This is a genomic window from Pseudomonas subflava, assembly GCF_023823685.1.
Lineage (GTDB): Bacteria > Pseudomonadota > Gammaproteobacteria > Pseudomonadales > Pseudomonadaceae > Aquipseudomonas > Aquipseudomonas subflava.
Genome location: NZ_JAMXBF010000005.1, coordinates 253,580 through 274,075 on the forward strand (window position 1 = coordinate 253,580; position 20,496 = coordinate 274,075).

Sequence of the window (20,496 nt, forward strand, 5' to 3'; positions counted from 1 at the left end):
CCCCGGGCCAAGGAGTCCAGCATGTTCCAGATCGACAACCTCGTCTCCGGCTACGGCCAGAGCCAGATCCTCCACGAACTCAACCTCGACGTGGCGAAGAAGGAAATCGTCGCCGTGATGGGCCGCAACGGCATGGGCAAGACCACCCTGTTCAAGAGCCTGATGGGCGTGCTGCCGCAGTGGGGCGGGCAGATCAGCGTCGACGGCCGGGACATCTCCAGGCTGGAGACCCACCAGCGTGTCGAGGCCGGCATCGCCTACGTGCCGCAGGGGCGGATGATCTTCCCCAGCATGACCGTGCTGGAGAACATCCAGACCGGCTTGCCGGCATCGGCCAAGGGCAAGGTGCCGGACGACCTCTACGCGCTGTTCCCGGTGCTGCAGGAGATGCGCCACCGCAAGGGCGGCAATCTCTCCGGCGGCCAGCAGCAACAGCTGGCCATCGCCCGCGCGCTGGCCACCAATCCCAAGGTACTGCTGCTCGATGAGCCGACCGAGGGCATCCAGCCGTCGATCATCAAGGACATCGCCCGCACCCTGAAGGAGATCCGCAACCTGCGTGACCTGACCATCATCGTCTCCGAGCAGGTGCTGTCCTTCACGATGGAAATCGCCGACCGCTTCCTGGTCATCGAGAAGGGCAAGTTCGTCATCGAGGAGGCGCGCGACAGGGTCGACGAGGCGACCATCAGCCGCTACCTCTCGGTGTGATTTCAGCCCCTCTCCCGGCCGGGGGAGGGCAACGCTTCACCTGTTTACGGCCGGCGTGTTCTCCATGCGCCGGCCGCTTTTTCGTGTCTGCGCAAAAGCCGCTGCAAGCCTCGCCGTTGCTGGCGCCACGCATACGTTATCCAACGTATTTTCCGTTTCGTTGCGCCCCCCGAGACTGGCCACCGTACCCCGGCGCATTGGCGCCAGGCACCCACCACTGGTCCCAGGAGCAACGTCATGACCGACACCCTGATCAAGGTCGACCTCAACCAGGCCGCCACCGAGAACGAACAAGTCCACAACCGCTGGCACCCGGACATCCCGATGGCCTGCTGGGTCAAGCCGGGCGAGGACTTCATCCTGGAGACCTACGACTGGACCGGCGGCGCGATCAAGAACGACGACGACGCCAGCGACGTGCGCGACGTCGACCTGTCCACCGTGCACTACCTGTCCGGCCCGGTCGGCGTGCATGGCGCCGAGCCGGGCGACCTGCTGATCGTCGAGCTGCTCGATATCGGCGCCAAGGCCGAGTCGCAGTGGGGCTTCAACGGCTTCTTCTCGAAGAACAACGGCGGCGGCTTCCTCACCGACTACTTCCCGTCCGCGCAGAAGTCGATCTGGGACTTCGAGGGCATGTTCACCAAGAGCCGGCACATTCCCGGCGTGCGCTTCGCCGGCCTGATCCACCCCGGCCTGATCGGCTGCCTGCCGGACCACAAGATGCTCGCCGAGTGGAACCGCCGCGAGCAGGAACTGATCGACACCAATCCGACCCGCGTACCGCCGCTGGCCAATCCGCCGTTCGCCAGCACCGCGCACATGGGCAAGATGACCGGCGCCTCCCGCGACATGGCCGCCGCCACCGGCGCGCGTACCGTGCCGCCGCGTGAACACGGCGGCAACTGCGACATCAAGGACCTGTCGCGCGGCTCGAAGATCTTCTTCCCGGTCTACGTCGACGGCGCCGGCCTGTCGGTGGGCGACCTGCACTTCAGCCAGGGCGATGGCGAAATCACCTTCTGCGGCGCCATCGAGATGGCCGGCTGGGTGCACATGAAAGTCGAGCTGATCAAGGGCGGCATGGCCAAGTACGGCATCAAGAACCCGATCTTCAAGCCCAGCCCGATCGTGCCGACCTACAACAACTTCCTGATCTTCGAAGGCATCTCGGTCGACGACGCCGGCAAGCAGCACTACCTGGACGTCAACCTGGCCTACCAGCAGGCCTGCCTCAACGCCATCAACTACCTGACCAAGTTCGGCTACTCGCCGGCCCAGGGCTACTCGCTGCTCGGCTCGGCGCCGGTGCAGGGGCATATCAGCGGCGTGGTCGACATCCCCAACGCCTGCGCCACCCTGTGGCTGCCGACCGACATCTTCGAGTTCGACATCAACCCCAGCGCGAGCGGCCCGACCAAGTACCTGGACGGCAGCATCGACATGCCCATCGCCTACGACAAGTGATGCACCCGCGCACGGCGCCGCGTGCGCCGTGCGCTCCGCTTCCCAGGAGGTTGATATGCCGATCTACGAATACGACTGCCCGCAGTGCGGCGACTTCACCGTGCTGCGGCCGATGGCCGAGCGCGACACGCCCTGCTCCTGCCCCTACTGCGAGACCGAGAGCGGGCGGGTAATTCTCAGCGCCCCCGGCCTGGCCACCATGCCCGGCAGCCAGCGCCGCGTGCATGAGACCAACGAGCGCTCGCGCCATGCGCCGCAGACCCTCGAAGAGTACAAGGCCAACCGCAAGCACCCGGCGGGCTGCAGCTGCTGCGGCCCGAGCAAGCCGGTCGAGCGGACCAAGGCCAACCCCCACGGCCTCAAGGCCAGTCCCTCGGCGCGGCCGTGGATGATCAGCCACTAGTTTCCAGCCTCAACACAGGAGTTCCGTCATGCGTCACGGCGATATTTCCAGCAGCCCCGATACCGTCGGCGTCGCCGTCGTCAACTACAAGATGCCGCGCCTGCACAGCAAGGTCGAAGTGCTCGACAACGCGCGCAAGATCGCCGAGATGATCAAGGGCATGAAGCTCGGCTTGCCAGGCATGGACCTGGTGGTGTTCCCCGAGTACAGCACCATGGGCATCATGTACGACAAGGACGAGATGATGGCCACCGCCGCCACGGTGCCGGGCGAGGAGACCGCGATCTTCTCCGCCGCCTGCCGCAACGCCAGGACCTGGGGCATCTTCTCGCTCACCGGCGAGCGCCATGAGGAACACCCGCACAAGGCGCCGTACAACACCCTGGTGCTGATCAACGACCAGGGCGAGATCGTGCAGAAGTACCGCAAGTGCATCCCCTGGTGCCCCATCGAGGGCTGGTATCCGGGGGACCGCACCTATGTCTCCGAAGGACCCAAGGGCATGAAGATCAGCCTGATCATCTGCGACGACGGCAACTACCCGGAGATCTGGCGCGACTGCGCGATGAAGGGCGCCGAGCTGATCGTGCGCTGCCAGGGCTACATGTACCCGGCCAAGGACCAGCAGGTGATGATGGCCAAGACCATGGCCTGGGCCAACAACTGCTACGTGGCGGTGGCCAACGCCACCGGCTTCGACGGTGTGTACAGCTACTTCGGCCACTCCGCGCTGATTGGCTTCGACGGCCGCACTCTCGGCGAGTGCGGCGAGGAGGAGATGGGCATCCAGTACGCCCAGCTGTCGGTCTCGCAGATCCGTGACGCACGGGCCAACGACCAGTCGCAGAACCACCTGTTCAAGCTGCTGCATCGTGGCTACACCGGCGTGTACAACTCCGGCGACGGCGACAAGGGTGTGGCCGATTGCCCGTTCGAGTTCTACCGCACCTGGGTGCTGGACGCGCAGAAGGCCCAGGAGGACGTGGAGAAGCTGACCCGCTCGACCATCGGCGTGGCCGATTGCCCGGTGGGCGAACTGCCGCACCCCGGCAAGGAAAAGGTCGCAGGCTGAGCCATGCCCTTCGCCAACGACCTGCTCGAACATAATCGCCAGTGCCTGGCCGAGGCGGCGCCGGCGGCCACCCTGCAGTCGCGCTTCCTGTTCGAGCCGGGCAAGGTCATGGCCCTGCTGCGTGAGCGCATCGTCGGCCAGGACGCGGTGCTGGAGCAGGTCGAGGCGCTGCTCAAGGTGGTCAAGGCCGATATCGGCGAGCGTGAGCGGCCGCTGTCGGTCAACCTGTTCATGGGCCCCACCGGCGTCGGCAAGACCGAGGTGGTGCGCCTGCTGGCCCAGGCCATTCATGGTCGCGCCGACGCCTTCTGCCGTATCGACATGCACACCCTGGCCCAGGAGCACTACGCCGCCGCTCTGACCGGCGCGCCGCCAGGCTATGTCGGCAGCAAGGAGGGCACCACCCTGTTCGACGCCGAGGCCATCGCCGGCACATTCGGTCGCCCCGGCATCGTGCTGTTCGACGAACTGGAGAAGGCCAGTCCCGAGGTGCTGCGCAGTCTGCTCGGCGTGCTGGAGAACGGCCGCCTGACCCTCACCGCCGGCAGCCGTACCCTGGATTTCCGCAACAGCCTGATCTTCATGACCAGCAACGTTGGCGCCCTGCCAGTGCAGCGCCTGCGCGAGCGCTTTGCCCGTGGCTGGCGCAGGTGGCTGGGCCTGCGCGCCGACGAGGCCGGCGAGCGCGAGCGGGCGCTTACGCGCAGCTTCGACCCGGAATTCCTCAACCGCATCGACCGTATCCTCGACTTCCAGAGCCTTGACGACGACTGGCTGGAGGCGCTGCTGGAGATCGAACTGACCAAGCTCAACCAGCGCCTGGGTCGCCAAGGTCGCTCGCTGTGGTTGGAGGAGGGCGCGGTGGAGTGGCTGTGTCGCGCCCACGACGCGCGCTATGGCGCCCGTGCCCTGGCGCGGCGGGTGCGTACCGAGCTGGAGCCGGCCATCGCAGATTGCGTGCTGCAGGACCCGGCGGCGATTCGCCTGCGTGCGCAAGCCGATGACGACGGATTGCGCGTGGTAGTCGAGCACGACTGAGAACCTGCCCAAAGCCTGCTGCGCGTCGGCCATGCGTTGTTAAAAACAAGCCGGGACGCGGCGTCTCAGAATGCTCGTTTACCACTCGTAAACCCGTGTGCGGGCCCAGTGCCTTCTTCGCTTGTTTTTGCCTAGCCTGGCTCTAGCTCGCGAGACTTTGAACAGGTTCTGAAGCGAACGGTTAAACTTGCGTCTTTCCGTTTCTGGTTGCTCCGCCATGTCCTTCGAACCCCTCGGCCTGATCGAACCCCTGCTGCGTACTCTGGAGGGGCTCGACTACCGCGAGCCCACGCCGGTGCAAAAGCAGGCCATTCCGGCCGTGCTCAAGGGGCGCGACGTGCTCGCCGCGGCGCAGACCGGCACCGGCAAGACTGCCGGCTTCGCCCTGCCGCTGCTGCAGAAGCTGACCATGGAGGGCAGCCAGGTAGCGGCCAACTCGGTGCGTGCGCTGGTGCTGGTGCCGACCCGCGAGCTGGCCGAGCAGGTGGCGCAGGCGGTGCAGCAGTACGCGCAGAACCTGCCGCTGCGCACCTACTCGGTGTACGGCGGGGTCAGCATCAACCCGCAGATGATGAAGCTGCGCAAGGGCATCGACCTGCTGGTGGCCACCCCCGGCCGCCTGCTCGACCTGTACCGGCAGAACGCGGTGCGCTTCGACCAGTTGCAGGCGCTGGTGCTGGACGAGGCCGACCGCATGCTCGACCTGGGCTTCGCCAAGGAGCTGGACGAGCTGTTCAGCGCGCTGCCGCGCAAGCGCCAGACTCTGCTGTTCTCCGCCACCTTCTCCGACGCCATCCGCCTGATGGCCAAGGAGCTGCTGCGCGACCCGCTGTCCATCGAGGTCAGCCCGCGCAACGCGGCGGCCAAGAGCGTCAAGCAGTGGCTGGTGACGGTAGATAAGAAGCGCAAGAGCGAGCTGCTGCTGCACCTGTACCGCGAGCGCGGCTGGGACCAGCTGCTGGTGTTCGCCAAGACCCGCAAGGGCGTCGACGAGCTGGAGCAGCTGTTGCTGGCCGAGGGCATCTCCGCCGACTCGATCCACGGCGACAAGCCGCAGCCCTCGCGCCTGCGCGCCCTGCAGCGCTTCAAGGCCGGTGAAGTCCGCGTGCTGGCCGCCACCGACGTGGCCGCGCGGGGCCTGGACATCAGCGAGCTGCCACGGGTGGTCAACCTCGACCTGCCGATCGTTGCCGAGGACTACGTGCACCGCATCGGTCGTACCGGCCGCGCCGGCGCCACCGGTGAGGCGGTGTCGCTGGTCTGCGCCGATGAAGTCGAGCTGCTGGCGGCCATCGAGACGCTGATCGGCCAGATCATCCGCCGCGAGGACGAACCGGGCTTCGAGCCTGATCACCGGGTGCCGCAGACCGCTCCCGGAGGCGCGGTGCTGAAGAAGCCGAAGAAGCCCAAGGTCAAGGTGGTTCCCGGCGCCGGCAAGGGCAAGATCCACATGGGCAACTGGTTCGAGGCCGCCGACGACAAGCCCAAGGCCAAGGCCGTGCGCGCGGTGCCCAAGTTCGGCGAGAAGCCGCGGCCGAAGAAGAAGTGAGCGCCGGGCGGGATCAGCCTTCGCGCAGCTGCGCCTCGGCTGCCTCGGTGGCGTCGTAGATCATCAGGCACACGTGTTCCACCTCACGCCCGGCGGCGGCCAGCGGCATGATGGTGAGGTTCTGGTACATGAAGTCCGCCTGGCCGGTGATCGGCCGGTAAGTCTCGAAGCGCAGCAGGTAGGGGCGCTGCTGCCATAGGCTGAAGGCGCGGGTGCCCAGGCGCAGCACCGTGCCGACCTTGCGCTCCAGCCAGACCCGGTCGATCTCCGGAAACAGCTCGAACAGGCTGCGGCCCTGGACCTGGTCGGCACCGAGGCCGGAATGGTTCTCCATGAAGCTGTTCCACACCTCGATGCGGAAGTTGCGGTCCATCACCAGCACGCCCACGTCCAGGCACTGGACGATGTCCAGCAGCCAGTGCAGCTCGCGCATGTCGATCTGGGCTTGGCCGGCCATGGTCTACTCCATCAGGTACTGGATCTTGGCGGTCAGCCGCGGCACGGAGGCCTCGGTGAACAGCAGTAACAGGTCGAAGCGCACGGCGCGGTCCTCCAGGGCATAGCTGATCTCCACCGCCAGGGTCTTGCGCCAGCGCGCGCCGTTGAAATGGATCAGCTCGTCGATGCTGCGCGCATGCTGGCCGAGCAGCTGCGGGTGGCCCTGGGAGAAGCGGATGTCGAGTTGCTCGGCGATGCCGGCGAGGCAGGCGCCGATGATGATGCTCGCCAGGTCCAGCAGCATCTCCGAGGTCGCCTCGTCGCCGCCCGGACGCAGGCCGAGCAGGTGGGCGATGTCCGCCACTTCCGAATCGTGGAACAGCAGCAGCGCCTCGCCAGCGATGGCCTCGCCGACGAAGCCCTGGCATACCGCGCTCAAGCGCTCGCCGCGGTTGGCATCGGCCAGGGCCATGTGCAGCTCGCTGGCCTCGAACAGGTTCACCGCCGGCACCGGCAACTGTATGAACACGCCCAGTTCCTCGGCCAGCAGCGCGGCGGCGCGGCCCATGGCGACGTTGCTGACTTCGCGCAGGGCATCGCGGAAGCCGACCTTGAAGTCCGCCTCGGTCCGCGGCGGAGGGGCCTCGGCGGCGGCTTGGTGGTCGAACAGGCCGAGGCGCTCCAGGGTCTCGCGCAGCTCCTCGGGCGTGGCCGGCTTGCGGATGAAGTCCAGCGCGCCGAGTTCGGCGACCCGGCGCCGGGCCTCGTCCTGGATGTCGCCGGACACCACCAGAATGCGGCAGGCGTGGCCTTCCTCGCGCACCTGGGCGAGCACCTGGTAGCCGTCCATCACCGGCATGGTCAGGTCCAGCAGCACCACCTGGCCCAGGCCCTGGCGGATCGCCGTCATGGCTTCCTCGCCGTGGCTGGCCTGGGTGATGGACACCGGCCATTCCGGCGGCAGGGCGCGGATCAGCTGCTTGCGCGCCATGGTGGAGTCGTCGCAGACCAGCAGTGGCAGCACGTGGGGTACCCCGGGAGAGAGTCGATATCGCAAGCATAGACGTCGCGTCGGCACGCTCGCGATACGTTGCGCCGGGCCTGCCGAGTGGCGCGTCAGCGCGGGTCCTGGGCCTCGTAGTTATAGGTGTTGCGCCCGGCGTTCTTGGCCGCGTACATGGCCCGGTCGGCCTGCTGCAGCAGCGACTCGATGTCGTCGCCGTCGCGCGGGAACAGGCTGACGCCCATGCTGGCCTGGACCTGCACCTCGTGCCTGTCGACGAGCATGGGCAGCTGGAAGCGCTCGTGCAGCTTGTGCAGCACCGCCAGCACCTGCTGCGGGTCGTCCAGCTGCTCGATGAGGATGACGAATTCGTCGCCGCCCAGACGCGCCACCGTATCGCTCTCGCGGGTGGCCGAGCGCAGCAGGTTGGCCACCGCCTGCAGCACCCGGTCGCCGACGCCGTGGCCGAGGCTGTCGTTGAGCTCCTTGAAATGGTCGAGGTCGACGAACAGCACGGCCAGCGGCTTGGCGCTGCGCCGGGCGCTGGCCAGGGCATGGTCGAGGCGCTCGAAGAACACTCGGCGGTTGGGCAGGCCGGTCAGCGGGTCGTGGCGTGCCAGGTGTTCGAGGGCGTCGCGGCGCTGGTTGAGCTCGTCCAGCTGGCCGAGGATTTCCTCCTGCATCTGCGCGAAGCTGCGCGCCAGCTGGCCCAGTTCGTCGTGGCGGTGGATCGGCAAGGGACGGGTGCGGCGTTCCCGGGCGAACTGCTGCACGGCCAGGGTGATGCTCATCAGCGGATGGGTCAGCGCGCGCGAGGCGACGATGGCGATGGCCAGCGCCAGCAGGCTGGACAGCAGCACCACCTGGACGATGCGCTGGCCGAGGCGCGAGGTTTCCGCCAGTACGTGGCTCTCGGGCTGGGCCAGGCCGAGGATGATGAAGCGCTCCGAGTTGCCGGTGTTGACGCTGAGGCGCACGAAGGCGGCGACCAGGCCGCTGTCGACGGTCTCGTGGCGGCTGATCAGGCTGGTCTCGCCGCCGCCTTCGAGCAGGCGGGCGACATCGGCGAACTCGTCCTGGATGAACAGGCGGCGCCCTTGGTCGAAGCCGAAGGTGCGACGGTGGTCGGGGTGGATGAGCAGGTCGCCCCAGCGGTTGCTCAGGTAGACCTGGTAGTGGCTGGGCAAGTCGCTCTTGAGCTGGTCGAACATCTGGTCGAGGTCGACGTTGATCACCAGGGCGCCGACGACACGGCCGCCGGCGTCGACCACCGGCGTGGAGACGTGCAGGGTCGGCTTGCCCAGGCCGGAGTGGGCGCCGAGTTCGCGGTTGATGACGATGGGGGACAGGCGGATCTGCCCCGGCGCCAGGCTCAGGGTCTCGAACAGGTAGGCGTAATGACTCTTCTCCTGCAGCTTGGCGCGGTCGATGCGCAGCAGGCGATGGCCGTCGCGGTCGACCCGAACCCGTTCCAGGCCATGGTCGCCGGCGCCGATCAAGCGGATCTGCATGTACTGCGGGTGGGCCTGCATCTGCGCGCGGAACAGCTCGGCCAGGTCGTTCTCGGCGTGGGCCCGGAGAGCGCCTTCGGGTTGCGTTGGCAGGCGCCTGGCCTGGGCCACGCTGGCCAGGATCAGCGCGTCGCGGGCCACGGCATCGATGCCGCCGCGCAGGTTGCGGCCGAGCACCTGGGTGGCGGTGAGCAGGTCGCGCTCGGCGGCCTTGAGCAGCAGGTTGCGGCTGCTGCTGTAGGAGTAGTAGCCGGTGACGCCGCTGGCCAGCACGCCGAAGGCGGCCAGCAGGCAACCGAGCTTGAAGGCGATGCCGAACTTCACGGCGTCTCCTCCAGCGGCGGGCGCTCACCGGAGAGGATGCGTTCCCACAGGCGTGCGCGGCGCTCGGCATCCTCCACCGGACGCAGCCAGATCAGACGGTCGGCCCCCTCCAGATTTTCCGGCTCTTCCAGGGTATTGGAGAGGCCCTGGCGCTCGACCAGCGCCCGGCTCATCGGCGGCTCCAGGGCGAAGTCGATCCAGGCCTCGGCCAGCGCCATGTTGCGGGCGCCACGGCTGATCGCCCAGCAGTCCAGCCAGGCGAGGGCGCCTTCCCGGGGGATCACATAGCCGACGTCCGCGCCCTGGTCGCGCAGCTGCTTGAGCTGCTGGCGCCCGTAGTTGGCGAACAGCAGCGCCACCCGGTGCTCGCGGAACAGACTGGCCGCCTCCTCGGGCTGCGCGTAGAAGGTCAGCACGTTGCGGCGCAGGGCGATCAGCCGCTCGGTGAGGCGCGGGAAATCGGCGGCCTCGATGCGGAACGGGTCCAGCCCGGCGGCCTGGGCGGCGAGAGAAAAGGCGTGGCTGCTGCCGTTGAAGGCCAGTACCCGACCCTGGAAGCGTGGGTCCCACAGGCTGGCGATGGAGCGCGGCGGCTCGGACAGCTGGGTGCGGTCGTAGATCAGGCCCATCTCGGCGTAGGTGTAGGGAATGGCGTAGACCTTGCCGTCGCGGCTGATCCCCGGAATCCGTGGATAGTCGCGAAAACGCCAGAGCTGGCGCGTGGTGTTGGCGATGCGCGCCGGCTGCAGCGGCTGCAGCAGCCCCTGTTCGATGTAATGGTGGATTTCGGCGGTATTGGCCGCGATCAGGTCGTAATCGCCGCCGTTGTTGGCGCTCAGTTTTTCGCGCAGGACGTCGTCGTTGCCGACCAGGGTGACTTCCACCGCGACGCCGTGGCGCTGCTCGAAGCGTTCCACCAGGTCGGCGTCGGCGTAGCCGGGCCAAGCCAGCAGGCGCAACGCCTCGGCACCGGCGGCGAGGCCAGGAGCCAGGGGCAGGAGAATGGCGAGCGACACCAGGAGCGGGCGAATGCGGGTCATTACGCGGACCGAAGCCGGAGGGGTGCCCGCTCAGTGTAGATGGCAGATTGCCTTGATGATGGGCTTCCAGCCAGGCGGCAGCGCCGCCAGCCGGATGCGCGGTGTCAGCCGCGCTCGACCCACTTGGGCGCGGCCGTTGGCCGCCAGGCCTCCATGCGCGCCAGCAGTTCGCTCGGCGACTCGCCGACCTGGAGGATGTCGCGGTGCTGTTCGCGGACGAAGCGCTCGGCCACCAGATGGTCGAGGAAGTCGGTGAGGCGCGCGTAGAAGCCGTCGACATCGAGCAGGCCCAGCGGCTTGGCGTGGTAGCCGAGCTGGCCCCAGGTCCACACCTCGAACAGTTCTTCCAGGGTGCCCAGGCCGCCGGGCAGGGCGATGAAGGCGTCGGCCAGCTCGGCCATGCGCGCCTTGCGCGCGTGCATGCCGTCCACCACCTCCAGGCGGGTGAGCCCCTTGTGGCCGATCTCGGCGCGTTCCAGGCTCTGCGGGATGATGCCGATCACCTCTCCGCCGGCGGCCAGCGCCGCGTCGGCGACCACGCCCATCAGGCCGACGGCGCCGCCGCCGTAGATCAGCGTCACGCCACGTTCGGCCAGGCTGCGGCCGAGCGTTTCCGCGGCTTCGTGGTAGACGGGGCGGGCGCCGGGGCTGGCGCCACAGAACACGCAAATGGACTTCAGGCTCATGCCGATGCTCCCGTAAGCAAAAGGGCGCACAGGGTAACCTGTCCGGGCGGTCAGGCGAATGGTTCGGGGCAGGCGCCGCTCGCGCCGGCGGCATAGCTGGCCAGCAGCGCGTGGAGAAAGTCGTGGATAGGCATGGTCGTGGCTCGCTGGGTTCCGGTAGGTTCCGGTAGGTCGGGCCGCCAGACTAGGCCGTGGCGGCGCCCGCCGGCTCGTTGATTGTTTCGATGATGGCCATAGCCAGCGACCTCAGTGCGACAGCGAGGTCAGGTCGCGGTCGGGGCGCTCGGCGAAGAAGCGCTCGAGCCAGCCGCGGTAATGCCCCAGGGTCTGCGGCGGGATGTAGGCGTGCTGGGCCGCCTTGAACAGCTCGATCACCTCGGGCTGGCGCGCGATGCGGTCGATGCTGCGGATCAGCGCGGCGCCCTCGGCATTCCTGCTGCAGTAGATGCCGCTGAGGTAGGGCGAGTTGGCTTCCGCCAGCGGTATCAGGCTCAGGCCCTGGGCCAGCCCCTGGCGCTGTACGTACTGCACCACCTCTGCATAGTCGATCAGATAGTCGATACGGCCGTGTTCGAGCATGCCGTACAGGTTGCTGCCGGCGCTGCTGGTCTGGATGCGTTGCAGCTGCAGCAGGGCCTCGGGCGTCTGCAGGATCGGGTCGAGCACCGGCCCGTAGCTGCGGTCGCGCACCAGGCCGCCGTGGAAGTGCCGGTCACGCAGCAGCTGGTGCAGCGAGACTTCGCCGCCGGCGGTGACGAAGCGCGGCAGGTCGGCGCTGCGGACCACCAGTTGATGCGGCATGGCCACGAACAGGCCGACATAGTAGCCGTAGCGGTCACGTTCCGGGGTGGGGTAGGTCGGCAGGAAGCAGCTCAACGGCTCGCGCTTGAGCTGCTCGAGGCCGCGGGTGAGGTTGTTCATGCGGTAGCGGTGCCGGTACTCCGGCAGGCGCTGGACGATCTGCTGCAGGATGTCGACGATGATGCCGTCGCTCGGCTGGCCGTCACGCGTATTGATCAGGCCCGGCCAGGGGCTCATGTTCCAGGTCACCTCCGGGCCCTGCGGCTGCGCCTCGCCACGCAGCGGAGCGCTCAGAATCAGCAGCACGAGCAGAGTGGCGAAGGTGCGAGTGAGCATGGGACGAAACCGCGACGGTGGATGCCTGGAGTCTAGCAACGGCGGGCCAGCGGCTCAGTCGCGACCCTGGCCCAGGCCGCGCCAGTGCTTGGCGCCGATGAAGATGAAGCGCAGTTGCTGGGTCATCTTCGCCTCGGGGGTGAGGTGCGCCGGCAACGCCTCGGCGGGCGGGTCGATCAGCTCGGGCAGGGTGGCGAACACGGTCTTCACCACCAGGTCGGAAACCACGTCCAGCGCCGCATCGTCCAGGTGCGGGGTGCGGTTCATCAGCTTGAGGTCGGCGGCCAGGTCGTCGGTGATCTGCTGGCGCAGCCGGCCGATGGCCTGGCGCACCGGCTGCGAGCCGCCGTACTGCTCGCGGGCGAGGAAGAGGAACTGGCTGCGGTTGTCGCTCACCGCGTCGAGGAAGATGCGCGTGCTGGCCTCGATGATGCTGCCCATCTCGAACTGGCTGCGGCGCACCTCGCGCAGGGTGCTGCGGAAGGTGGCGTCGACCTCGGCGACCAGCGCCAGGCCCAGCTCGTCCATGTCCTGGAAGTGCCGGTAGAAGCCGGTCGGCACGATGCCGGCGGTGCGGCTGACCTCGCGCAGGCTCAGGCTGCCGAAGCCGCGGCCGCTGTCCATCAGGCTACGCGCGGCATCCATCAGGGCGTGGCGGGTCTGCTGTTTCTGTTCGGCGCGTGGGGACATGAGCGGTCGGCGATGGCGGGGGTGCGGCGCACTCTAGCAAATGCGTTTTGTCGGCGTCGACTGAAATCAGTGAACGACTGTTGACTGAATGCGAGGTGCTCTGGCATTTTGTGAACACTTGTTCACTGGATTTGCTCGCATGCCGCTGTTGCCCCTGTTTCTTGTCCGTTGGCTGGCGCCTCTGCTCTGGCCGCTGCGCGCCCTGGCCGCACGCGGCTGGCTGCGCGAGGCGGAAATCGACGCCGTGCTCGGTTGCCTGCATCCCGCCTGGCGCCTGAACCGGGTGATGGCCCGGGTACTGGGGCGCGAGTGGGTCAGCGACGATTTGCTCGCCCTGCGCCTGCGTTGCAACGGCAATGCCCACGGCTGGCGTGCCGGCCAGCACGTGCAGCTGTATCTGCAGCTGGACGGCGTGCGCCACGGGCGCAGCTACAGCCTGACCCGGGTCGCGTCCGGTGGCACCGTCGAGCTGGGTATCCGCCGTCAGCCGGGCGGGCGTCTGTCCAATCGCATCCTCGATCACCTGGCGGTGGGAGCGTGGGTCGAGCTGGGCCAGGCCGAGGGCGAACTGCACTGGCCGGCGCGCGCCGAGGGCGTCGGCCTGCTGGCCGCCGGCAGCGGCATCACCGCGCTGCTCGGCCTGCTGCGCGAGGCGCTGGCCCGCGGCTACGCGGCGCCGGTGACGCTGCTGCACTACGTGCGCGAGGCGGGGCAGCGCGCCTATGGCGAGGAGTTGCAGCAGCTCATGCTGCGTCACCCGAACCTGCAGGTGCGCTGGCTGCTGACCGGCGAGGGCGCACCTGTGGATGCCCATGGCGGGCGCTTCCATCCCGGCCACCTGCTCGGCATGAGCGGCTTCGCGCTGCTGGCCTGCGGTCCGGCCGGCTTCGTCGAGGCGGTAAGGGGCTGCTGGGGCGGCGCGTTGCAGGGTGAGGCGTTCAGTCCACCGCGGCGGGTGAGCGAACCCGGCCAGGCGGTGCGCCTCGGCTTCGCCCGCAGCCGCCTGGAGGCCTGGGGCGACAGCGCGCGCAGCCTGTTGGAACAGGCCGAGGCGCATGGCCTGCGCCCGGCCCACGGCTGTCGGCAGGGCATTTGCGCCAGCTGCACCTGCCTGCTGCTCGGCGGCGCGGTGCGCGACCTGCGCAACGGCGAAACCTTCGCCGAACCCGGCCAGCCGATCCGCCTGTGCATCAGCGCGCCGCTCGGCGACGTCCACATCGATCTCTGAGGAAACCGTCATGCGCCTGGACCGTGAACTGAATGCCGTCGAGCTGCAGGCCTTCGCCGACGAGCTGGATGCACTACGCCGGCAGACCGTCGCCGACCTGGGCGCGGCCGACGCCCGCTACATCCGCCGCGTGCGCGGCGTCGTGCGCCTGTGCTGCTGGAGCGGCCGCGCGCTGCTGATGCTCGGCTGGTTCCCGCCCACCTGGCTCCTCGGCAGCCTGCTGCTGGGGCTCGGCAAGATCCTCGAGAACATGGAGCTGGGCCACAACGTGATGCACGGCCAGTACGACTGGATGAACGATCCCGAGCTGTCTGGGCGCCGCTACGAATGGGACATCGCCGGCCCCGCCGACTTCTGGCGGCACACCCACAACCACATGCACCACACCTGGACCAACGTGATCGGCATGGACGACGACGTCGGCTACGGCCTGGTGCGGCTGTTCCCCGAGCAACGCTGGAAGCCCTTCTACCGCTGGCAGCCGCTGTGGGTGACGCTACAGGCGCTGCTGTTCCAGTACGCGGTGGCCATCCAGCACCTGCGTCTGGACAAGTGGTACAAGGGCAAGATCAGCGGGGCGGAGGTGCGCCCGCTGGCGCGCCAGTTCGGCCTCAAGCTGCTGCGCCAGTGGCTCAAGGACTATGCGCTGTTCCCGCTGTTGGCGCTGCTGCTCGGGGCCAACGCCCTGGCGGTGCTGGCCGGCAACGCGCTGGCCAACCTGCTGCGCAACCTGTGGACCTTCCTGGTGATCTTCTGCGGTCACTTCACCGAGCGCGCGGCGGTGTTCGCCAAGGAGTCGGTGGCGGGCGAGAGCCGCGGGCACTGGTACCTGCGCCAGCTGCGCGGCTCCAGCAACCTGGAGGGCGGCCGGCTGTTCCACATCCTCACCGGCAACCTCAGCCATCAGATCGAGCACCACCTGTTCCCCGACCTGCCGGCCCGCCGCTACGCCGAGCTGGCGCCGAGGGTGCGCGAGATCGCCGCGCGCTATGGCCAGGTCTACAACAGCGGTCGCCTGTCGAGCCAGTTCGCCGGCGTGGTTCGGCGCATCTGGATCTACCGCCTGCCGCCGGTAGCCGCCGCGCAATAAAAAGCCCGGCGTGCGCCGGGCTTGGGATGTTGCGGGCCTGGGGCTCAGGCGACGTTGCGGTTCTCTAGCAGACGATCCGCGCCACCCTCGGCGACATTGCGGCTGTCGTTGAGGCGGTCGGCGCCACCCGCGGCGACATTGCGGCTGTCGTTGAGGCGGTCGGCGCCACCCGCGGCGACATTGCGGCTGTCGTTGAGGCGGTCGGCGCCACCCGCGGCGACATTGCGGCTGTCGTTGAGGCGGTCGGCGCCACCCGCGGCGACATTGCGGCTGTCGTTGAGGCGGTCGGCGCCACCCGCGGCGACATTGCGGCTGTCGTTGAGGCGGTCGGCGCCACCCGCGGCGACATTGCGGCTGTCGTTGAGGCGGTCGGCGCCACCCTCGGCGACATTGCGGCTGTCGTTGAGGCGGTCGGCGCCACCTTCGGCGACGTTGCGGCTTTCGATCAGGCGATCGGCGCCACCCTCGGCGACGGTGGACGGGGCCTGCATCTGCAGGATCTCGGTCAGCGGCGGTTGTTCGTCACCCGGCAGGGCGAATACGGCGCCGCTCAGGGTGGATAGGAGCAGGGTGGCGATCAGTTGCTTTTTCATCTCGGGCCTCCTCGAAGGGGCTGGAAAGTGGCTACGGAGCAAATGGTACTCACGCGCCGTCGAGACAAAAGTTGATCGTCCTGATGTTGGCCATCGACGCCAGTAATGGCTGGCGCGAGCCGCTCTGGAATGCGCTATTCGGCGATGAACAGGCAGGTCAGGTAGCGGTTGCTGAAGCCGTAGCGAAGCATCGCCGCCAGGCGGGAAAACAGGTAGGTGGGGTGGCGACGGTAGTAGTCGAGCACCGCGTTGCCGACGCCCTCGGAGCGATGCCGCTTGGCGTGGTCGGGGCGCCGCGAGAACAGGCCGCGGAATTGCCAGTGCTGAATCTGCTCCAGCTCCTGCGTGCTCGGTCGCAGGCGGTGCCGGCGGAACAGGGCGAGAAAGGAGCGGCGGCTGAAGTCGTGCAGATGGTGCGGATTGCCGTCCAGGGTCGGGGTGATCGGCACCGAGGCGATCACCCGGCCGCCGGCGGCCAGCAACCGCGCGTAGCTGGCCACCAGGCGCGGCGGATGCGGCAGGTGCTCGATGGTTTCCAGGCTGACGATGTTGTCGAAGCGCTGCTCGGCCGCGAAGCCCTCAGCGTCGGCGCAAACGTAGCTCAGGTTGGGCAGGCGGTAGTGGCGCTGGGCGTAGGCGATGGCCTCGGGGTCGATGTCCACGCCGATCACCTGCTTGTCTGGATGCCGCTCGGCCAGCAGGGCGGTGCCGTAGCCGCAGCCGCAGGCCATGTCCAGCACCCGGGCGCCGCTCAGGTGCAGGGCGGCGAACTCGTAGCGCTCCAGATGGATGCGCAGGGTCGCCTGGTCGCTGGGGCTGGCGGGGTCGAGGTCTGGCGGATAGATCCGTTCGATGCTGTGCAGGGTCAGGTCCGCCATGTTCTTCAGCTGCGCCGTGGGCGCCTCTGCCTCCATTGAGTCCATTCGAAGCCCACCACCACCAGCAGCGAGAGCGCGAACGGCAGCAGCAGGTAAAAGGCGCGGAACACGATCAGCGCCGCCAGTACATCGGCCTTCGGCAGTTCCGGCATGGCGGCGAGGAAGGTCACCTCGAGCACGCCGAGGCCGCCGGGCGCGTGGGACAGCAGGGCCAGGGAGAAGGATGCGAGGAACACGCCGAGCACCACCAGATAACCCGGATTGCCTTCGGCCGGCAGGGCGAAATAGATGATCGCCGCGGCGCAGGCCAGCTCCAGCGGCCCGGCCAGCAACTGGCGGCCGACGATACCCAGGCGCGGGTATTCGACGTGCAGCTTGCCCCACTTCCACGGCTTGAACTGGCGCCAGGAGCCGAGCACGTAGAGGCCCACCAGCCCGAGCAGCAGCGCGCCGATGCACATGGACAGCCAGGGCCCGACATCGGCCACGCGCTTGATCAGGTCGGGCTGGCAGAGCAGCACGGCACCGCCGGAAAGCAGCACGCCGAGGGCGAAGGTGAAGGAGCAGAACACGATCAGCACGCCGATCTCGGCGGGGATCAGGCCCTTGCTGGTGTAGGCGCGATAACGCACCACCGCGCCGGAGAACACCGAGGCGCCGATATTGTGGGCCAGGGCGTAGGTGGTGAAGGAACAGAGGGTGATGAACCACCAGGAGATCTTCTTGCCCAGGTGCGCGATGGCGATGCGGTCGTACCAGGCGAGGGCGCAGTACGCGCCGAGGGTGGCCCCAGCGGCCAGCAGCCAGCGATGCAGGGAAATAGCATCGAGGCTCTCTTGCAGCTCGTCCAGGGAGATGGTGCGGATCTCCTTAAACAGCAGGTAGCAGGAAAATACGACTGCGGCCAAACCGATGAGGGTCCAGATCCAGTCGCTTCTTTTCATCATCGACGATGGCTCCCGTCGTTTCGCTGGAGGCAATCCGTGGCAATGGGTGCAACCGCAGTATGGCAGGGCAGGCGGCGCAAATCGGCGTGCAGTATCCCGGAGGCGGCCCGCGGGCTCAAGCCGCGTGTATTCGACTGGCGTAACCGGCTGTTACAAGGCGCACCGGCAGACGGGCCGCGCCTTGCGACCGGCTTTGTCTGGTTCGAGTGTCAAAAATATAAAACTGTGTCGATAATTTTCCGTTCGGAAAATCATTGTTTTCCATGCGATTAGGTTATTGATTGACATCAGGCGCATCCCGCTTGTGCAGGTATTTCGTCATTTTTGTTTGACATAATTTACGGTTTTGCCAGACTGCGCGGCCGTGCCGCTGGGCCGCCCGAACGGGCCCGGCGGACATAACAAAAAACCTGTGGCCCGCCGTTCCGGTCCCCTCGCTCTCTCGCGGGGCAGCATGCGGCGGCCAACGCCTTCGGAAACGGGAACATGCTGATCTGGTTCGTTGCGCTCTACCTGCTGGTCACCGTGGGCATCGGCTTCTACGCCGCTACCCGGGTCAAGAACTCCAAGGATTTCGCTGCCGGTGGACGCAGCATGGGCTTCCCGATCGTCGCCGCCATGGTGTTCGCCACCTGGTTCGGCTCGGAGGCGGTACTGGGCATTCCCGCCACCTTCATCGAGGAAGGTTTCGCCGGCATCATCGAGGACCCGTTCGGCTCCTTCGGTTGCCTGATGCTGGTCGGCCTGATCATCGCCCGCCCGCTTTACCGCATGAACCTGCTGACCATCGGCGACTACTTCAAGAAGCGCTACGGCAGCAACGTCGAGCTGATCCTCAGCCTGGTGATCATCGCCTCCTACCTGGGCTGGATCGCCGCCCAGCTGACCGCCCTCGGCGTGGTGTTCAAGGTGCTCTCCGACGGCTCCATCAGCACCACCCAGGGCATGCTGATCGGCACCGTGATCGTGCTGCTCTACACCCTGTTCGGCGGCATGTGGTCGGTGGCGCTGACCGATTTCTTCCAGATGCTGATCATCGTCGTCGGCCTGGTCTACCTGACCTGGCTGATCGGTGACATGGCTGGCGGTGCCGACGTGGTGATCGCCCACGCGGCCAACGAGGGCAAGTTCACCTTCATCCACGGCTTCGAGCCCAGGGACATCGTCGCCTTCATCGGCGCCGCGGTGACCATGATGCTCGGCTCCATCCCGCAGCAGGACGTGTACGCCCGCGTCATGTCGGCCAAGACCGAGAACATCGCCGCCCGCGCCTCCATGGCGGGAGCGGCGTTCTACCTGTGCTTCTGCATGCTGCCGATCTTCCTCACCTACGCCGCCTCGATGATCGACCCGGCGATGGTCCAGCGCTGGCTGGCCGAGGATGCGCAGATGATCCTGCCGCACCTGATCCTGGAGAAGACTCCGCTGTTCGCCCAGATCATGTTCTTCGGCGCGCTGCTGTCGGCGATCATGTCCACCGCCTCCGGCACTCTGCTGGCGCCCTCGGTGACCTTTACCGAGAACGTGCTCAAGCGCTTCGTGCCGGCCATGAGCGACAAGCAGTTCCTGCTGGCCATGCGCCTGACGATCCTGGTCTGCGCCGCCGCCACCCTGACCTTCGCCCTGTATTCCGATGCGAGCATCTACGAGATGGTCGGCAACGCTTACAAGGTGACGCTGGTGGCCGCGGTGGTGCCGCTGTTCGCCGGTCTGTTCTGGAAGCGTGCCACCACCCAGGGCGCGCTGGTGGCCATCGCCGCGGGCCTGAGTTCCTGGATCTACCTGGAATACAGCCTGACCGACGACGCCTTCTGGCCGCCGCAGCTGGCCGGCCTGCTGTTCAGCCTGGGCGGCATGCTGCTCGGCTCGCTGTTGCCGCAATGGCATCGCGAACCGACCGGAACGCTGGTCGCCCAGCCCGAGTAATCGGCCTTCGCTGACCAAACCCCGCTCCGGCGGGGTTTCGCATTTCAGGGGCGGCGATACAGCTGGGCGATATGCAGGCAGGCGGCCTCGCCGGTCATGCACAGCGCACCGTGCTCGTCCTCCAGCAACAGCGCCTGGCCGGCCTGCAGCGAAGGGTGGCCGTCGATCAGCAGCCGGCCGCCGTTGCACAGAAGCAGCAGGACATCGGCATCGTTGTGCAGCAGCCGTTCTCCGCCCACATGCTCATGCCACAGGCGATGCCGCCACGCGCCGCGCCGGCTCATCACGTTGAGGTCCTCGACCGGCCCGCCCGGCAGCTCGGCGCCGGCGGCCGCCTCGCCGGCGAAGTCGACGGCGTCTGCGCAGGGGCGCAACTCATGGACGTCGTCACCCAGCGCCAGGCGCAGGCCTTCGCCGCGCAGCAGCGCGAGGCTGCGATCCACGCCGGGAAAGGCGGAGAACGGACCGCCGCGTGTTACCTGGGCGCAGCTGATACGCCAATCGAAGCGATCCAAGTCGGCGCCCGGCGGGTGGATGGCCAGCTGGCGCGTGCTGCCGCCGCCGTTCTTCCACGGGCTCGCGGGCAGTCGGTCCAGCTGGATGAGTCGTGCGGGCATGCCGTTCGCCTTTCTGATTAATGTATATACAAATAAAGCTTTTTCCGCTGACGCCCTGTGTTGCGTGGTCTCCAGCACATTCTCTCGTTCCGCCAAGCGTTCCTTTGAGCGGGGCGGCAGCCGGCCAGGGTTGACCTGAGAGCGCTTC

At 67.6% G+C, this 20,496-nt stretch carries 20 protein-coding genes; 9 read left to right on the top strand and 11 right to left on the bottom strand.

Going from position 1 to position 20,496, the window contains the following annotated elements; translation table 11 throughout:
- The first annotated feature begins 21 nt into the window (after positions 1-21).
- The 6 genes from urtE to rhlE1 all read left to right on the top strand — a co-directional run bounded on the left by urtE (position 22) and on the right by rhlE1 (position 6,240).
- Positions 22-711 (top strand): urea ABC transporter ATP-binding subunit UrtE, encoded by a 690-nt coding sequence (urtE, locus tag NF616_RS07905; RefSeq protein ID WP_252272686.1) that lies wholly within the window; start codon positions 22-24, stop codon positions 709-711.
- 237 nt (positions 712-948) lie between these two features.
- Positions 949-2,178, top strand: a complete 1,230-nt coding sequence (gene fmdA, locus NF616_RS07910) for a formamidase (RefSeq protein ID WP_252272687.1) — start codon at positions 949-951, stop codon at positions 2,176-2,178.
- Between the two features lie 55 nt (positions 2,179-2,233).
- Positions 2,234-2,581, top strand: a complete 348-nt coding sequence (locus tag NF616_RS07915; RefSeq protein ID WP_252272688.1) for an FmdB family zinc ribbon protein — start codon at positions 2,234-2,236, stop codon at positions 2,579-2,581.
- Positions 2,582-2,609: 28 nt separating this feature from the next.
- Positions 2,610-3,653, top strand: coding sequence for an aliphatic amidase (locus NF616_RS07920; RefSeq protein WP_252272689.1), 1,044 nt, complete (start codon positions 2,610-2,612; stop codon positions 3,651-3,653).
- A gap of 3 nt (positions 3,654-3,656) precedes the next feature.
- The gene (locus tag NF616_RS07925; RefSeq protein WP_252272690.1) at positions 3,657-4,691 is read left to right on the top strand and encodes an AAA family ATPase; all 1,035 of its coding nucleotides are present in this window, start codon (positions 3,657-3,659) and stop codon (positions 4,689-4,691) included.
- A 217-nt stretch (positions 4,692-4,908) separates the two neighbouring features.
- Positions 4,909-6,240 (top strand): RNA helicase RhlE1, encoded by a 1,332-nt coding sequence (gene rhlE1 / locus NF616_RS07930; RefSeq protein ID WP_252272691.1) that lies wholly within the window; start codon positions 4,909-4,911, stop codon positions 6,238-6,240.
- A 13-nt stretch (positions 6,241-6,253) separates the two neighbouring features.
- On the opposite strand, the gene NF616_RS07935 is transcribed toward rhlE1, so the two are convergent.
- The 7 genes from NF616_RS07935 to fabR all read right to left on the bottom strand — a co-directional run bounded on the left by NF616_RS07935 (position 6,254) and on the right by fabR (position 13,069).
- Positions 6,254-6,697, bottom strand: a complete 444-nt coding sequence (locus tag NF616_RS07935) for a PAS domain-containing protein (protein ID WP_252272692.1) — start codon at positions 6,695-6,697, stop codon at positions 6,254-6,256.
- Positions 6,698-6,700: 3 nt separating this feature from the next.
- Positions 6,701-7,702 carry a response regulator gene (locus NF616_RS07940; protein ID WP_252272693.1) on the bottom strand — a complete coding sequence of 334 codons (1,002 nt, stop codon included), beginning with the start codon at positions 7,700-7,702 and terminating at the stop codon, positions 6,701-6,703.
- A 92-nt stretch (positions 7,703-7,794) separates the two neighbouring features.
- Entirely contained in the window at positions 7,795-9,516 is a 1,722-nt protein-coding gene (locus tag NF616_RS21255; protein ID WP_252272694.1) for a bifunctional diguanylate cyclase/phosphodiesterase, read from the bottom strand.
- Complete coding sequence (locus NF616_RS07950) at positions 9,513-10,556, bottom strand: ABC transporter substrate-binding protein (protein WP_252272695.1); 1,044 nt, start codon at positions 10,554-10,556, stop codon at positions 9,513-9,515. Before NF616_RS07950 ends, NF616_RS21255 begins: the two co-directional genes overlap by 4 nt.
- Before the next feature lie 104 nt (positions 10,557-10,660).
- A complete protein-coding gene (locus tag NF616_RS07955) occupies positions 10,661-11,242 on the bottom strand; it encodes a cytokinin riboside 5'-monophosphate phosphoribohydrolase (protein WP_252272696.1) in 582 nt (193 codons plus the stop codon).
- A gap of 246 nt (positions 11,243-11,488) precedes the next feature.
- Positions 11,489-12,379, bottom strand: a complete 891-nt coding sequence (locus NF616_RS07960) for a hypothetical protein (RefSeq protein ID WP_252272697.1) — start codon at positions 12,377-12,379, stop codon at positions 11,489-11,491.
- A gap of 54 nt (positions 12,380-12,433) precedes the next feature.
- On the bottom strand, positions 12,434-13,069 hold the full coding sequence (gene fabR / locus NF616_RS07965) for an HTH-type transcriptional repressor FabR (protein WP_252272698.1): 636 nt from the start codon (positions 13,067-13,069) through the stop codon (positions 12,434-12,436).
- Positions 13,070-13,208: 139 nt separating this feature from the next.
- Between fabR and NF616_RS07970 the strand changes: the two genes are divergently transcribed.
- Entirely contained in the window at positions 13,209-14,297 is a 1,089-nt protein-coding gene (locus NF616_RS07970) for a flavin reductase family protein (RefSeq protein WP_252272699.1), read from the top strand.
- 10 nt (positions 14,298-14,307) lie between these two features.
- The gene (locus NF616_RS07975; protein WP_252272700.1) at positions 14,308-15,387 is read left to right on the top strand and encodes a fatty acid desaturase family protein; all 1,080 of its coding nucleotides are present in this window, start codon (positions 14,308-14,310) and stop codon (positions 15,385-15,387) included.
- Positions 15,388-15,431: 44 nt separating this feature from the next.
- Here the strand turns inward: NF616_RS07975 and NF616_RS07980 are convergent, their stop codons facing one another.
- The 3 genes from NF616_RS07980 to NF616_RS07990 all read right to left on the bottom strand — a co-directional run bounded on the left by NF616_RS07980 (position 15,432) and on the right by NF616_RS07990 (position 17,805).
- Positions 15,432-15,980 (bottom strand): phage infection protein, encoded by a 549-nt coding sequence (locus NF616_RS07980; protein ID WP_252272701.1) that lies wholly within the window; start codon positions 15,978-15,980, stop codon positions 15,432-15,434.
- A gap of 134 nt (positions 15,981-16,114) precedes the next feature.
- The gene (locus NF616_RS07985) at positions 16,115-16,903 is read right to left on the bottom strand and encodes a class I SAM-dependent methyltransferase (RefSeq protein WP_252272702.1); all 789 of its coding nucleotides are present in this window, start codon (positions 16,901-16,903) and stop codon (positions 16,115-16,117) included.
- A complete protein-coding gene (locus NF616_RS07990; RefSeq protein ID WP_252272703.1) occupies positions 16,864-17,805 on the bottom strand; it encodes a lysylphosphatidylglycerol synthase transmembrane domain-containing protein in 942 nt (313 codons plus the stop codon). The genes NF616_RS07985 and NF616_RS07990 overlap by 40 nt, the downstream gene beginning before the upstream one ends.
- 486 nt (positions 17,806-18,291) lie before the next feature.
- On the opposite strand from NF616_RS07990, the gene NF616_RS07995 reads away from it, so the two are divergent.
- Entirely contained in the window at positions 18,292-19,731 is a 1,440-nt protein-coding gene (locus NF616_RS07995) for a high affinity choline transporter 1 (RefSeq protein ID WP_252272704.1), read from the top strand.
- Positions 19,732-19,775: 44 nt separating this feature from the next.
- Here NF616_RS07995 and NF616_RS08000 read toward each other — a convergent pair whose 3' ends face one another.
- Positions 19,776-20,348, bottom strand: a complete 573-nt coding sequence (locus NF616_RS08000) for a HutD/Ves family protein (RefSeq protein ID WP_252272705.1) — start codon at positions 20,346-20,348, stop codon at positions 19,776-19,778.
- Between the last annotated feature and the right edge of the window lie 148 nt (positions 20,349-20,496).